Origin of the sequence: Candidatus Nitrosopumilus salarius BD31 (assembly GCF_000242875.2) — an archaeon.
Lineage (GTDB): Archaea > Thermoproteota > Nitrososphaeria > Nitrososphaerales > Nitrosopumilaceae > Nitrosopumilus > Nitrosopumilus salarius.
Genome location: NZ_AEXL02000023.1, coordinates 35,195 through 49,762 on the forward strand (window position 1 = coordinate 35,195; position 14,568 = coordinate 49,762).

17 protein-coding genes are annotated in these 14,568 nt (G+C 32.7%); 8 read left to right on the top strand and 9 right to left on the bottom strand.

Annotation, left to right across the window (positions count from 1 at the left end; genetic code table 11):
- Window positions 1-74: 74 nt before the first annotated feature.
- Window positions 75-1,553, top strand: a complete 1,479-nt coding sequence (locus BD31_RS01065; RefSeq protein ID WP_008297286.1) for a cation:proton antiporter — start codon at window positions 75-77, stop codon at window positions 1,551-1,553.
- A gap of 1 nt (window position 1,554) precedes the next feature.
- On the opposite strand, the gene BD31_RS01070 is transcribed toward BD31_RS01065, so the two are convergent.
- Window positions 1,555-2,460, bottom strand: coding sequence for a transcription initiation factor IIB (locus BD31_RS01070; protein ID WP_008297047.1), 906 nt, complete (start codon window positions 2,458-2,460; stop codon window positions 1,555-1,557).
- A 124-nt stretch (window positions 2,461-2,584) separates the two neighbouring features.
- Between BD31_RS01070 and BD31_RS01075 the strand changes: the two genes are divergently transcribed.
- Window positions 2,585-3,538 (top strand): COG1361 family protein, encoded by a 954-nt coding sequence (locus BD31_RS01075; RefSeq protein WP_008297252.1) that lies wholly within the window; start codon window positions 2,585-2,587, stop codon window positions 3,536-3,538.
- Here BD31_RS01075 and BD31_RS01080 read toward each other — a convergent pair.
- Window positions 3,528-3,827 (bottom strand): hypothetical protein, encoded by a 300-nt coding sequence (locus tag BD31_RS01080; RefSeq protein ID WP_008297039.1) that lies wholly within the window; start codon window positions 3,825-3,827, stop codon window positions 3,528-3,530. The two genes, BD31_RS01075 and BD31_RS01080, sit on opposite strands and share 11 nt — an antisense overlap.
- Before the next feature lie 696 nt (window positions 3,828-4,523).
- Between BD31_RS01080 and BD31_RS01085 the strand changes: the two genes are divergently transcribed.
- Window positions 4,524-4,796, top strand: a complete 273-nt coding sequence (locus BD31_RS01085) for a hypothetical protein (RefSeq protein ID WP_008297105.1) — start codon at window positions 4,524-4,526, stop codon at window positions 4,794-4,796.
- A gap of 2 nt (window positions 4,797-4,798) precedes the next feature.
- On the opposite strand, the gene BD31_RS01090 is transcribed toward BD31_RS01085, so the two are convergent.
- Window positions 4,799-5,029: a hypothetical protein gene (locus BD31_RS01090; RefSeq protein ID WP_008297200.1), complete on the bottom strand. Its 231-nt coding sequence runs from the start codon at window positions 5,027-5,029 to the stop codon at window positions 4,799-4,801.
- 6 nt (window positions 5,030-5,035) lie between these two features.
- On the bottom strand, window positions 5,036-5,416 hold the full coding sequence (locus tag BD31_RS01095) for a fluoride efflux transporter FluC (protein WP_008297269.1): 381 nt from the start codon (window positions 5,414-5,416) through the stop codon (window positions 5,036-5,038).
- A gap of 131 nt (window positions 5,417-5,547) precedes the next feature.
- On the opposite strand from BD31_RS01095, the gene BD31_RS01100 reads away from it, so the two are divergent.
- Entirely contained in the window at window positions 5,548-5,739 is a 192-nt protein-coding gene (locus BD31_RS01100) for a DUF1059 domain-containing protein (protein WP_048097309.1), read from the top strand.
- Window positions 5,740-5,917: 178 nt separating this feature from the next.
- A complete protein-coding gene (locus tag BD31_RS01105) occupies window positions 5,918-6,838 on the top strand; it encodes a transcription initiation factor IIB (protein ID WP_008297060.1) in 921 nt (306 codons plus the stop codon).
- A 17-nt stretch (window positions 6,839-6,855) separates the two neighbouring features.
- Here the strand turns inward: BD31_RS01105 and BD31_RS01110 are convergent, their stop codons facing one another.
- From BD31_RS01110 to hsp20, 4 genes are all read right to left on the bottom strand, one after another.
- A complete protein-coding gene (locus BD31_RS01110) occupies window positions 6,856-7,293 on the bottom strand; it encodes a hypothetical protein (RefSeq protein WP_008297253.1) in 438 nt (145 codons plus the stop codon).
- A gap of 74 nt (window positions 7,294-7,367) precedes the next feature.
- The gene (locus tag BD31_RS01115; RefSeq protein ID WP_008297239.1) at window positions 7,368-7,586 is read right to left on the bottom strand and encodes a hypothetical protein; all 219 of its coding nucleotides are present in this window, start codon (window positions 7,584-7,586) and stop codon (window positions 7,368-7,370) included.
- Between the two features lie 30 nt (window positions 7,587-7,616).
- Window positions 7,617-9,773, bottom strand: a complete 2,157-nt coding sequence (locus tag BD31_RS01120; protein WP_008297191.1) for a CDC48 family AAA ATPase — start codon at window positions 9,771-9,773, stop codon at window positions 7,617-7,619.
- A gap of 26 nt (window positions 9,774-9,799) precedes the next feature.
- Window positions 9,800-10,300, bottom strand: a complete 501-nt coding sequence (gene hsp20 / locus BD31_RS01125; protein WP_008297202.1) for an archaeal heat shock protein Hsp20 — start codon at window positions 10,298-10,300, stop codon at window positions 9,800-9,802.
- A gap of 119 nt (window positions 10,301-10,419) precedes the next feature.
- Here hsp20 and BD31_RS01130 point away from each other — a divergent pair, with 119 nt between their 5' ends.
- On the top strand, window positions 10,420-11,067 hold the full coding sequence (locus tag BD31_RS01130; RefSeq protein WP_008297147.1) for a hypothetical protein: 648 nt from the start codon (window positions 10,420-10,422) through the stop codon (window positions 11,065-11,067).
- A 68-nt stretch (window positions 11,068-11,135) separates the two neighbouring features.
- Entirely contained in the window at window positions 11,136-12,491 is a 1,356-nt protein-coding gene (locus BD31_RS01135) for an NAD(P)/FAD-dependent oxidoreductase (protein ID WP_008297175.1), read from the top strand.
- 2 nt (window positions 12,492-12,493) lie between these two features.
- Here BD31_RS01135 and BD31_RS01140 read toward each other — a convergent pair whose 3' ends face one another.
- Window positions 12,494-14,002 (bottom strand): peptidylprolyl isomerase, encoded by a 1,509-nt coding sequence (locus BD31_RS01140; RefSeq protein WP_008297128.1) that lies wholly within the window; start codon window positions 14,000-14,002, stop codon window positions 12,494-12,496.
- A 73-nt stretch (window positions 14,003-14,075) separates the two neighbouring features.
- Here BD31_RS01140 and BD31_RS01145 point away from each other — a divergent pair, with 73 nt between their 5' ends.
- A complete protein-coding gene (locus BD31_RS01145; RefSeq protein WP_008297143.1) occupies window positions 14,076-14,567 on the top strand; it encodes a hypothetical protein in 492 nt (163 codons plus the stop codon).
- Window position 14,568: the final 1 nt, after the last annotated feature.

Here is a 14,568-nt window from a genome sequence, read left to right on the forward strand (position 1 = left end):
AAATCAATTATAGAGTTGAAATAATTAACTGAATACAATTAACTTTAGTTTAGATTGATTTACATCAGTCATTAATGAATCCCATAATTTTATCAATTTTAAATTTGATTAGAGGTCAATTTGGAGATGTTGTTTCAATATCTAATTTCGATTCTACCGTAATATTAGACAAATTAATAGAATTACAAAATTCAGTAGGCACATTATCAAATCATGACGGACCAATTGCTCCAGCTCATGTGATATTACTTGCAGCAGGTGTAGTAATTTTTCTAGGAGTTGCAGGAGAAGCATTCTTTAAAAAAACAGGAATTCCCGATGTAGCGTTTTTGATGATTCTAGGAGTGATAATTGGACCAGTCTTTGGATTGATTCAACCAGAAGCTGTTATCTCAGTAGTACCATACTTTGCTGCACTTGCATTGATAATCATAATGTTTGATGGTGGATTAAATTTAGATATCAAACATGTTGTAAAAACTGTTCATTTTTCAATAACATTGGCAATTCTGGGTTTTATTTTATCGGTTGTAATCATAACACTTGCTGCTCATTTTGCATTAGGATGGTTATGGTTAGAGAGTATATTGTTAGGTTCAATTGTAGGTGGAAGTAGTTCTGCGATTGTTTTTGGTCTTGTCAGAAATATCAAAATTTCAGATGACGCCAAATCAATGTTAAGTTTTGAATCTGCGGTAACTGATATTTTAGCTACAATTATCGCATTCATATTATTTGAAGCTGTGCTTTCAGGCCATTTTGATCTACAAACTTTGGAAGAAACGCTTGGTAGAGCAATTGTTGTAGGTTTAGTTTTAGGATTTGGTGTAGGAATTCCTTGGATGTATGTTTCAACAAAACTTGGAAATGCTCAACATGCATACATGCTTACATTAGGAGTTTTGTTTGTCTTGTTCTTTTTGGCAAATTCATTTGGTGAATCAGGTGCCCTAACAGCACTTGTATTTGGTTTGATGATTGGAAATAAGAGACATCTTTCAAAAATACTCAAATTTAAGCTTCCAAAAATTGAGATGGATGATCCAACACATAATCAATTAACATTTTTGGTAAGATCATTTTTCTTTGTTTTTGTTGGATTGATGGCAAGCTTTGGACAGATAGAATATATGGTATTTGGAATTTTGGCAACAATTGCTATTTATTTTGGAAGATCGTTTATTGGAAAGATTACACTTACAAAAAGATTCTCCAAATTGGATAAAGCTGTAACAAATTCTATGATTCCTAGAGGATTGGCTGCTGCAGTACTTGCTACATATCCAATTACATTGGGCTTGCCAAATGCAGAAGCATATTCACAAATGGTATTTTTTATTATTTTGTCATCTGTAATCATTACAACGATTGGATTGGGAAAATCAAAGAAAATACCACCACCAGAATCAGTGGAAGGTGGATTTGTTAAGCCTACTGATGATTCAGATGAGGGTTCTGTAAAAGAAGTACAAACTGAAACATCAAATAATTTTCAAAAGGAATCAATAGAAGGTGGATTTGTTAAGCCTACTGATGATTCTCAAAGAGAATAGATTACAAATCAAGTGATTCTTTGAGGCCTTTGTACCTATTTCTTATAGTTACCTCTGTAACATTTGCAGCTTCTGCAATATCACGCTGAGTCTTGTCCTCACCGTTTTTGACACAAGATAGGTATAGAGCCGCTGCTGCTAATCCCATGGGATCCTTTCCAGCTGATACTTCGTTTTCTTGTGCAAGCTTCAAAACTTTTACTGCATATCTTTTTGTTTTTTCAGCAATTCCAATTCTGCTTGCAATTCTTGCAACACATTGAATTGAATCAGTTACTGGCATCTTCAAATCAAGTTCTTTGACTAGTAATCTATAACATCTTGCAATATCTTTTCTTTTAATGTTAGCTGCTTCCTCAACATCTTTTAGATTTCTTGGAGTTGCAGTGTCACGGCATGCAGCATAAAGTGCTGATGCCATTAAAGCTGAAATGGAACGTCCTCGAACTAGACCTTTTTCAAGTGCTTTTCTGTAAATATAAGCTGCTTTTTCAATTACTGCATCAGAAATTGCTAGTTTATCTTTTAGTCTGTTTAATTCACTAAATGCTTGTCTAAAGTTTCTATCAACTGGTTCATGAACTTGGCTTCTACTGTCCCAGGTTCTAAGTCTCTCAATTGTACTTTTCATTGACGCTGTAAGTGGTCTTCCGGATGCATCTTTGTTTACAGGATTGATAATTGTTGCAAGACCCATATCGTGCATGGTCAATGATGTTGGTGCGCCAGCTCTTGCTTTATTGCCACCTTCATCTTGAGTAAAGGATCTCCATTCAGGTCCTGCTTCTTGTAGTTTTTCAGTAATTACAAATCCACATTTAGAACAGAACATTTCTCCTGATTCATTATCTGTAACTAATTTGCCCTGAGCACATCTTGGACACAGCTCTTTTGTTTTGCTTACCATTTGATTCTAGGTGACTGAATTGATGTTATTTATTAATCAACATCTTTTTTCTTTAAAATTCAAGCAAAAATTGAGCCTGAAAATAATACTGAATAGTCATAATGGAGTAATTCGTAGTAAGAGCATGAGTTTTCTCTGGATTGTACCATTATTGGTTTGCTTGTTTTTTCTAGTACCTAATTCCTATGCAGAAACAATTACTCAAAATTTAGAAGGCGGTATGGATATTGATATAACATATCCTGATGAAATCTTAGCTGGAAGAGAATACAGTATATCGGTTTTGATAAAAAATAACGGGTGGGAAGACAAACAGGATATTTCATTGATCTTCTCTAGTAAAGATAAAGCTCTAGCTGCAGGAGTATCAGATAACATCATAATTGAAAAACTCTCTCAAGGTGGAACATATGGTGGAAATATTGATTTGTTAATTCCAACTAATTCAAATCCTGGTACTCATTTTATTAATTTAAAATATTCTCAAGTTCTTGTTGCAAATAATAAAACACCACAACCTGCAATTTATCATGATATTGCAATTCCAATTACAATAAAAGAAGATCCGGTTGTAACAATTCATACAAAAGTTCCTGAATCAATTTTTGCAAATGCTGAATTTCCAATTACAGTTGAAGTGTTATCAAAAAACATAGACATTACAGATGTTAACATAAAGATAATTGCACCAAAAGATATTGAATTTAGAGGAGAAACATCACATACATTTTCAAAAATAGAAAAAAATACTCCTATTGAAATTACATCACGAATCATTACACCAAATGAAAAAGCTAATTCAGAATACAAATTACCATTTGAAATAATTGTATCATATACAGATGATACTGGAAATAAAAAGGAAGACTCACAGACAGTTTCAGTAGTTTTACGACCTAGGACATTTATGGAATTAACAGTAGATGGAGGAATTTGGATTGGTGATTTCTTTATTGCTCCATATGTTAGTCTTGGAACTATCATAGGAATTCCCGCAGGTGCAATAATTTCATTAATTATCAGAAAAAAACAGAATTCTACTAAAAAAACACAAAAAAGAAAAAACTCTAGGCTTTGAGTTTTTCTTGAATATTTTGAATATACTTATTGTTGTATTCAATGAAAAGTTGAATTTTGTCTTGAGCCAAAGCCATTGCACCAGGCCTACTATTGACGTGTGCTTCGGCTATTTTTTGTTGCTCTAATAGTTTTTCAAGATTTTCTTTTGGTTGTAATTTTAGTTCTTCAAGTAAAATTGCAAATTCATTTTTAAGAATATTTTCAGTGTCAGGAATTGCAGGTGGATCTGCTCCAATGATTTCTTTGGTTGTAATTTTTCCAAATACTTTTTTATCTAATTCAAGCAATAGTAGAAAATGGAACTAGAAGTATAAATTTAATTTCATTTAAGAATTTTTTACAAAAGTGAGTGCAGTGCAATCAAAGATTTTATCTTTTGATAGTTTTATGATATTTTGATGACTTATTGTATAGGTAACTGCAAAAAGTACAAAGCCCTTAAGCCTACACAGATTGGTAGGTATGCATCTGGACAAAAAAGATGCAATTACTGCGAAATATTTGTAGATTATGATGGAATTATCTGTCCTTGTTGCAATAGACAATTAAGATGTCTTCCCAGAAGCAGAAAAGGAAAAGAAAAGTATCTAGCTCAGATTATTAAATAAAAAAATATCGTATCGAGATAGATTTTTTGCTTTTAATTTTTGTAGATTTTAGTTTAAGAAGAGTCATGTTTAGAACACTCAGAAAGCTTTTCCTTTATTTGAGATGTAACTACATTTTCATTAAGAGGAATTGTTCTGTGGGATTATGTTAGGTTCTTTTCTTAGATTCTCGATTGATCTATAACATCAAACCAATCAGATGTGTCATAGATGGTGTTATTATTGAACTCTTTTTGATAGATTTTTTTGTTGCCTGAAATCAATGTAATGTTTTTTTAATTAAATAGGCAAATTCGTTGCTAAGAACCCAAAATAGTTCAATCATGCCTGAAAATCAAAGTTCTGTTTATAAGAAATCAATGTAAGGGGAAATACATGGCAATTCCAGCTGATGTTGAAGAATTTGTTGAAAAACACATCAAACTTATGATTTCCCAAACTGAAACGTATTTACCATTTATCAGAGTTGCATTTCCATATTCAAACAATATAGCTGATGGTGTTTACAATCTAATAATCGGTAGTGCATTATCGATATTTATCAATCAGTTTGCAATGAAAATGAAATATCCAACCGCAGATGATTTTTCAGAATTTGGAAAAATTGCTATCAAATATAGAGATCAGGTTGATCAATTTTTCAAATAGTCTTATGCCAATTCACCTAGAAAGTGCACTGTGTTATTAATTACAACAACTGTTCTATCTTTTGGGACATGATACAATTTTTTTGTACCGTTAGAAGATTGTACAATAATTTTTGAAAATGGATCTTTTAGTGATTTGTAAAGAATTCCTTTTTCGCCTACTGATTGAGACCAATGAGTTCCTTGAACAAAAGAGATTGCTTGGAATTTTATGACCTGATATGAGTATACCATTTCTAATTAATTATTAATAATTGCACTCATTAATGACTTTCCTCCAATTAGTGCTGTAATTGACAAGCCTATATTGGCAATAATATTTATCGCGAGAGATCCATAATGATGTCCATCAAGTAGGTTACTTGAATCAAGAGCAAAAGAAGACATTGTTGTAAGGGATCCACAAAATCCTACTGCTGCAAATAATGAATATCTTCCATCAAGATTCCATTGTTCTGACACTATAACAAATACACCAAGTAAAAATGCGCCTAAAACATTGACTATCAAAACATTCAGAGGTAAGGTATTGAAAAGTAATGGTGACTCTGTAACTTTGTATCTCAGAAAGGCTCCAAACACAGAACCAACTGCAAGAAAAACATATTCTAGTCCTTTCATCTATATGATTACAAATTAACTGATATTATTAGTGCTATTTGGAAACATTTTGATAAAATCATGCCTAATTCTTATTAATTTGGAAAGATATGTCTATGGTTTTTATAGGTTCGATATTTTCTCCAGACTGAATGACACTAAAATTGAGATGTGAAGACTATGGGTTTGAATGTGAATTCATTTTAGATGAAGAAAAAACCGTAGGTCTTATTGAAAAATTAAGAGCACATTTTGAAGAAGAACACGGAATTGACTACACTATAGAAGCAGTAACTCAAATGATTACTAATCGTGGGCATTCTTTAGAATCAATAAGAAAATAAAATCTTATTAAAAAATTATTTTCATTTTTAACATTTATTACATTGTTTATACTACATTAATTATTCAAATTAATTTAAGAAAAATTTGAGGAATTTTTTGTTTGTAAAGCTTGGTTTTGATTACAAAATTACCTCAAGCGATTTGTTTTTATTTTAAAAGCGCATACAATTGTTAGTAGTGGTAGAAAATTTTTCAAATGATTATGATGTAAAGTGTCAACTCGATACTTGCAAAACCTATCCTGCAATAACGGATTCTGAAAGAGGAGAAATTGTTTGTGGGGGATGCGGCCTTATCTTATTGCAAAATATGGCTGATGCATCATATGAAAACAACGGTTACTCTCAGGAAGACTTTATGAAACTATCAAGAACAGGTCCTGCTTCATCATTAACAATGTATGATAAAGGGTTGTCAACTGTAATTGGTACTAACAAAGATTCTTCAGGAAATGCATTATCTAACAAAACAAAATATGAATTCAATAGACTAAGAACATGGGATCAAAGAAGCAAATCAAGAAAGACTGCTGCATTAAGCAAGGCATTTACTTTACTCCATGGAATGAAAACAAAATTAGGAGTTCCTGATAATGTTGTAGAAAGTGCTGCATATATTTACAGAAAAGTTGTCAGTGCAAAATTGACTAGAGGAAGAACAATGACTTCATTGATCTCAGCTTCTTTGTATGCAGCATGTAGAGAAAATAACATCCCAAGAACATTAGACGATATTGCAAATGCTGGAAATGTTGAAAGAAGAATACTTTCTCGAGATTTGAGAACCATAATCAAAAAGCTTGGATTGAATCTTAATCAGTATGATACTTCCTCGTTTATATCAAAAATCTCAAATAACATGGATCTAAAAGAAAAGACCAAACGAGACGCATTTGAGATACTAAAACGATGTGAAAAGGAACAGATCACTGCTGGAAAACATCCCGTAGCACAAGCTGCTGCATCATTATACATATCATGTATAATGAATGGTGAAAAAATTAGTCAAAAAAAGTTTTCAGCGGAATCTGGAGTAAGTGACGTTACAATCAGAAATAGAGTAGATTTGATTAAGAAAACATTAAAGCTAATTGAGTAGACTATCCCAAAAAAATCCTACAAGATAATTGTAGGAGAAAATATTTTTTCAAATAACACATCTTTTAATTTATTTACCAAGTCCATTATTACTCGAATTTGCTCCATTGTGATTTCTCTAAGACTTTGAATAGTTTTATCAAGATCTGATATTTCAGATTCCAATCTTAATTTTTCATTTTTGAGATTTGATATCTGATTTTGTAAGTTAGAATTTTGTTGTTTGAGTCTATCATTCTCTTCTGTTAACTGTCTAATTTTTTCTGAATCAGATTCTTCTGGAAATGGATTAGGAGTAGGTACAGGCTCTGGCATTTTGATCGGTTCTGGCTCTGGAGAAGGTCCTGGAATTTTAGGTGGTTCTGGCTCTTGTTCTGTTTCATATGCTAAAGTAACTTGAAGGAAGTTAAGAGAAAAAAGTATTACAAACAAACCAAAAATAAAACTAATTTTCATTGAATGACTTCACAGAAATATTAGAATTTTTTTGTATATGAATATGATTATTGATTTCAAATAATGAAAAAGAGTTATTTGTAGAAATCAGGTTCTTGATCTCTTTTTTGTTTTGGAAGGTCTTCCATAATTGCCTGAACTACTTCGTTGTGATTATATGTCAAATGTCTGAGAAATTTTGCAGATTCATCTGCTCTAGTCTTTTCATCAGCAAATAACATTTCTGGACTGCTCAATTCTGCCATCATTGTATTGCATTCTTGGCAAGGGTCAAAATCAAGGTAGAGTTTCATTATTTTCTCTCATGTTCATTAGTATTTAGACTATTTTATGGAGTGAGTGGGAGATGCCTCTTTCTTTCGAGGCTTTACCTTGTCTATTGCATCAAGAAGATCTTGTTGTGTAATCTTGATTTCTTTGACATCTTCAGATTTACTGCCAACATGTCTTTTCAGAGCAGCAAGTGCAGCTCTGTTTGCAACTGCGGCAATTTCTGCACCACTAAAACCATCTGTTATCTCTACTAGTTTTGCAACATTTACATCACTATCAAGTGGCTTCTTTTTGGTATGAATCTCAAAGATATTCTTTCGTCCTTTAGCGTCAGGATTAGGAACTTCAATGATTCTATCAAATCTTCCGGGTCTTAGAAGTGCCTCATCAACTATATCTAATCGGTTTGTTGCACCAATAATCAATACGTTGTGTAATTCTTCAAGTCCATCAATTTCAGTTAAAATTTGAGAGACTACGTTTTCTGTGACATGAGAGCCTGAATCACCACTTCCTCTTCTTGGAACAAGTGCGTCAACTTCATCTAAGAAGATGATACATGGGGCGGCTTGTCGAGCCTTTCTGAAAATTTCTCTAACTCCTTTTTCTGATTCACCTACCCATTTTGATAGTAGTTCAGGACCTTTAATGCTGATAAAATTGAATTCAGTTTCTCCAGCAAGTGCTTTTGCAATTAGAGTTTTACCAGTTCCAGGTGGACCATGTAATAGAATTCCTTTTGGTGCTTCTACATCAACATAATCGTATGCATCTTTGTATTTGATTGGCCATTCAGCAGCTTCTCTTAGTTCTTCTATTAGTTCATCAAGACCGCCAACATCTTGCCATTTAACATTTGGAGTTTGAACTTGAACCTCTCTGAGTGCACTTGGTCTAACTTCTTTTAATGCATCTTTAAAGTCCTCATCCGTAATTTTGATCTTTTGAAGAATCTCTGATGAGATCTCATCGTCATCATAGGAAAAGTCTTTGTCATCAAGAACATTTCTACGTAGAGACTTCATTGCAGCTTCTTTTGCTAATATTTCTAAATCTGCTCCAACAAATCCATGAGTTGGTTTTGAGTATTGTTTTAGATCTACTTTTTCATCAATTGGCATACCACGAGTATGAATTGAAAGAATGTCAAATCTTCCTTCTTCATCAGGAATTCCAATTTCAATTTCTCTATCAAATCTTCCTGGTCTTCTTAGTGCAGGATCAATTGAATCAGGTCTGTTAGTAGCTGCAATTACTACAACTTTGCCTCTGGATTTCATACCATCCATTAAAGTCAACAGTTGAGAAACAATTCTTTTTTCTAGTTCTCCTGATACTTCATCTCTTTTTGGAGCGATTGAGTCAATCTCATCAATGAAGATTATGCTAGGTGCATTTTCCTCAGCTTGAGTAAAGATTTCTCTGATTCGTTCCTCACTTTCTCCATAATGTTTGCCCATAATTTCAGGACCGCTAAGTGAGATAAAGTGGGCATTAGTCTCTCCTGCTACAGCTTTTGCCAGAAGAGTTTTACCAGTTCCAGGTGGACCATATAGTAAAACACCCTTTGGTGCTTCCACACCGATTTTTTCAAATAATTCAGGATGTCTCATGGGTAATTCAACCATCTCACGGATCTTTAGAACCTCACGCTTCAAGCCTCCAAGTTCATCATAAGTTATTCTAGGTACAGATGAATCAACTGCTTTTGTCATTGATCCAAGTTTGAAGATTGTGTCTTCAGTTACAAGAACTGGTTTAGATGGTTTTGTACTTGTTACCATAAATTGTATTTTTCCGCCCATTTGAGTTGGAAGTGTTATAGAATCATGAACTGTAAATACATGATTAAGATAGTTGTAAATCATCACTTGATGTAATTGGTCTTCATCAATAGATAATTTTTCAGTAGGAGATAAAACAATTTGTTCAGCATTTTCAGCTTCAACTGATTTTAATGAAATTTTATCACCTATTCCAGCACCAATATTTTGTCTTGTTATTCCATCTATTTTGATAATTCCAGTTCCATATTCTTCAGGTGAACTTGGCCATAGTTTTACATGTGTTTTTTTGTTGTATGTTAATTCTAAAATTTGGCCGGTGCTCCATTTTTGATCCTCAATTACTTTAGGATCAATTATTGCTCTGCCTCGTCCAACATGTTGTTGTGGAATTTCGTCTACTTTTAAAATAATTTCACTCATATTATTGCCTCAAAAAATTTGAGGGGTTATTCAACCTCCACCGTTTTGCCTTTTGGTTTTTCTTCCTCAGTCAATTTGAAGACAATTTCCAAAATGCCGTTTTTGTAAGAAGCCTTTGCAGAGTTCTCATCAACTTTAATTTTTAGTGGAACTTTAGCATGGTATTTCTTATCGTTATGTGCTGCTGAAAGATCTACAATATTATTTTCAACAACAACTTTAACATCTGTTTTTTCAACTCCTGGCATTTCAGCTATGAGTTTTACCACCTTTTCTTTTTCATCAACAATTGTATCTACAATTGGTTCTCTTGTATCAGAAGATGGAAGAATATTTGGTTTAACATTTCCATATTCTTTTACTACAGGTTTTCCATCAGGACCAACGGTCATTGTATAACCATAATAATACGGACCAGATTGAGGGCCATTTCCCTTGAATTCTTCAAAAATGTCATCGATATTAAAAAAAGAGTTTGACATTCTTTTGAAGATTCTATCAAATTCATCATCAAAGAATGTTGTCATATTTATCTACTTTATGTAATGTATATTACAATATATAAAGATTATCAGTATAATAGTAATTTCTTACATAATCCTATTATAACTGACATAGCATAATAATTTTGATGAGAATTTCAAGCATGTCTGTGCCTGAAGTTGTTAAGGAAATCATTACCAGAAATCGTTCAATTTATGATTGTATGAAAATGGATCTGATTAACTATACTGCATTAGCAGTAAAGATTCAGCCAGAGATTGAAAGAATACTTGGCAATTCTGTAAATCTCAATACGGTTGTAGTTGCAATAAAACGGTATTCAGATTCGTTTGAAAATAAAGAAGTAAAAGAAGAATCAGTTTTGAAAAATGCTCGTTTGTCATTAACTGATGGAATTATGGATATCAAATTTTCAGTGCAGGAATCAAGCGAAATGGATCCTACTTCAATTTTAGATAAATTCTCTAAGGTAACTAACAACTACGAATTTTTTAGAATGTCAGATTCCTTTAGATTTCTTACAGAAGATATGGAAGACATTAGACAAATCTTCAGTAATTTCTCAAATAGAGATGATGTGTTTAGCACAGGTCTTGCAAAGATTAGAATCTCAATTCCTAATTCTCAGAATAAATCAGATGTAGTATCATATGTTGCTGAGGTATTACATGCCAATGGGATAGAATTAGTAAATGCATTTTTCAGTCAAGATAATATCATAATTATTTTAAACGAGAGGGATTCATCAAGAGCATATGATATCTTACATTCGGATATCATGAGAGCCTAAGAGAATTAATGATTTTAGGCAGGATTATCTTATAGCATATATTCAGCCAGTTTATGGAAAGAGCATAATTGGCTAAAAAGAAGAAAATTGTGATTTTGGGTGGTGGTTTTGCAGGAGTAGAATGTGCCAGACAGTTAGAATCACAGTTTAAGGATAATCCCGAAATAGAGCTGTTAATGGTAAGTGAAGATAATTTTCTCTTATTTACACCGATGCTACCTCAAGTTGCATCTGGAATGATTGAAACTAGGCATATCGTACTACCAATCAGAACGATATGTAAGAAAACAAAATTTTATGAGGGTAGAGTAAAAAACATTGATCCCTATGGAAAGCTAGTAACACTGTGGGGTACAGGAGATAAAAGAAGTATCTCAATTCATTATGATTTTCTAGTAGTTGCACTAGGAAGTGAAACTAACTTTTTTGGAATGTCAGATGTAGAAAAAAATGCTTACACTATGAAAACACTCAACGACGCTGTAGTACTAAGAAACAGAGTTATTGATATGCTTGAACAGGCAGAAAACGAGACTGACCCAATTCTTCGAAAAAGTTTCTTGAATTTTGTTGTTGTGGGTGGTGGTTTTGCAGGAATTGAAACTGCAGGTGAATTAATGGATCTTCTTTTAGATGCACGAAAACATTATCCAACTATTCAGAAAAAAGATCTTAGAGTAATTGTGCTAGAAGCATTAGGAATGATCTTGCCAGGATTTAATCAAAAATTAGCAGACTTTGCAAAAGATAAGATGGTTGAAAGAGGAATTGATATTAGATTAAAAACTGCAGTAACTAGTTTTGATGGAAATGAAGTAACTACAAAAACAATAGATCCAACTCCAAAAGATCCTATTGATGATTCGTTTGTTGATTCAATCAGAACAAAGACTTTGATTTGGACTGCAGGTGTTACTCCTGTTAATACAATCAAGAGATCAATGTTCAAGACAGATAAGGGAAAATTAATCATTAATGATTTTCTTGAGGTTCCAGATTTTCCAGGAGTTTTTGCAATAGGCGACTGTGCATTGTTTTTAGATCCTGAAACTCAAAGACCATTTCCTCCAACTGCTCAAATTGCTGAAGCTCAAGCAAAAGTTGCAGCTAAAAATTTGACAGCACTAATAAAAAATTCTGAGAAAGAAAAATTTGTTTATCATTCCAAGGGTCAAATGGCAATTATAGGAAAAAGATCTGGAATTGCTACATTTTTGGGAATGAATATCTCAGGATTTTGGGCTTGGTTAATTTGGAGAAATGTTTACCTTTCGAAAATTGCAACCTTTGATAAAAGAACGCGTGTATTTCTTGATTGGACCATAGACTTGTTCTTTGATAGAGATATTTCAAGATTAAAACTAATGAAAGATAAAACTGAGAAAGAATACAAACTACTTGACGAAGTAGATGATGTTTGGTAAAATTATTTTCTAATTTTAAAAATAATTATTGCAGGTGCTGCGAAATACATGCCTACATTTAACAAAATCAAACTAATTCCATAACCTAACATTTCTTGTTCAGAATCAATATCAACATAATTTAGAAGTGATAAAGTGGATAACATTGGAGTAATTGTAATCTTTACTGCCTCTTTGAATACAGGATTTTCTCTTTCATAATCTGCAATAATAGGACTAAATGAATAATAGAAATTATTGAATGTGTTCATAAATGAAGTTCCTGAGTCTGTTTGTAGTAGTGTGTTATCTCTTATTTCTCGTAATTGTTGGACTTGGGGGGCTAGTTCAGATCCAAACGTAGCAGTTGCGATTAGACATCCACCACCTTCTTCTGCGGATTCATCTTTAGGAATGTCTTTTGATAAAATTTCAAATGAATCAACTGTATCAGTGAATCTTGGTAGTTGAGAATCAAAATCATCTATACCATTACTATAAGCAAGTGTGTAAAATTTCTCAGTACCATAAACCATAATTTCTTTAAATTTGACATTGAATTGCTCGCCATTAGATGAAAATAGTCCTGATGCATCAATTACATACGCATCATTTCCCTTTACTGTTGTTTTTTCCTGTGAAATTATTTCTAGATTTCCTGATTCTATGCCAGGTTTTATTGTTTCAAGCTTTTCAGAAATGAGTTCATCAAAAGTTCTTTGATTAGTTTCTTGTACTGTTAAAGAGATAACTGGATTAATTTCTCCTGTTTTTGGACCAACTGCAACAACATCAGGAGAATTTTCTTGTGTTTTGTCGGGTTGTTGTAAAAGCCAACCTTCTGGAACACTAAATCCAATTTCGTGATCAGCGCTTTCATATTTTTGATTACCAGTTGATGGAGATACTGAAGATTGTGTACGTTCAGGATCTGGTAATTCAAGAATATCTGTAACTTCAGAACGATTAACAACAGTAGCTTTTATGATTCTTACTTGCTCAGGATCTATAGGATTGTCTTTATCTCCTGTCTCAACTGCTGCAATTTTATCAAGTGTTTGAAAACTTTCTTCAGTGACTATTCTACCAAACACAGTATATTGTCCATCAAGAAAGTTTGAATCTTTGTGAACAATGAAAAATTGTGAACCTCCGCTGTTAGGATCAGCTGATCTTGCCATTGAAACGATTCCACGATTGTGTTTAATTGTATTAAATTCAGCGTTTACTCTTTCCTCTGGACCACCAATTCCCCAGGTACTTGGATCACCGTTAATTGTATTAGGATCACCGCCCTGAATCATAAATCCGGGAATAATTCTATGAAAAATAGTTCCATCATAGAAACCAGATTCTGTTAATTTAATAAAATTAGCAACATGATTAGGTGCATCATCTGGGAAAAACTCTATTACTATAACTCCAAGATTTGTTTCCAAGACAACTAATTTATCATCACTTTGAGCAAATGTATAATTTCCAAAACTAACTAAAAATAATGAAATTGTTAATGCCAGAAAAACTTTATTCAATAATTTTTCTCAAAATTAGTTACATAAAAGCTAATTGTATTAGTTTTTAACAAAGTCCAATAAATCATTCAACATGGAACCTGATGAAAAGATTCAGGCACATTTAGTTTCAGTGTGGAGGGAATCTAAAAAATTCTTTTCAATAGGAGGAAGAGAAGGTATGTTATTACTCACAGACAAACATTTGATGTTCATACATAAAACAGAGGCCAAGATGAATTGGTGGAAGGCTATTACTCAGAGACAAGTGGTTAATTTTATCAAGTCAAAAAATACAATGATTCATCACGACGGATATGATGAAGACGAACTAATGAATGATTTAGAAGATGATAGAAATATAGAATTATCATTTGATGATATTACAAGCATTAGTTATCAAGAAAAGGATTGGGGGAGTTCATTATTATTAGAATATCAAAAAGATGGGAAACAAGAAAAATATCAGTATTCAATAGCCCAAGATTGGGTAAAATATCCTGCAAAAGAGCCTACAAAATACATGAAAGTGGATTGGGAGCCTTTTGTGAAATATATTAAAGACAGACAAAAATTTACGAAGTAAA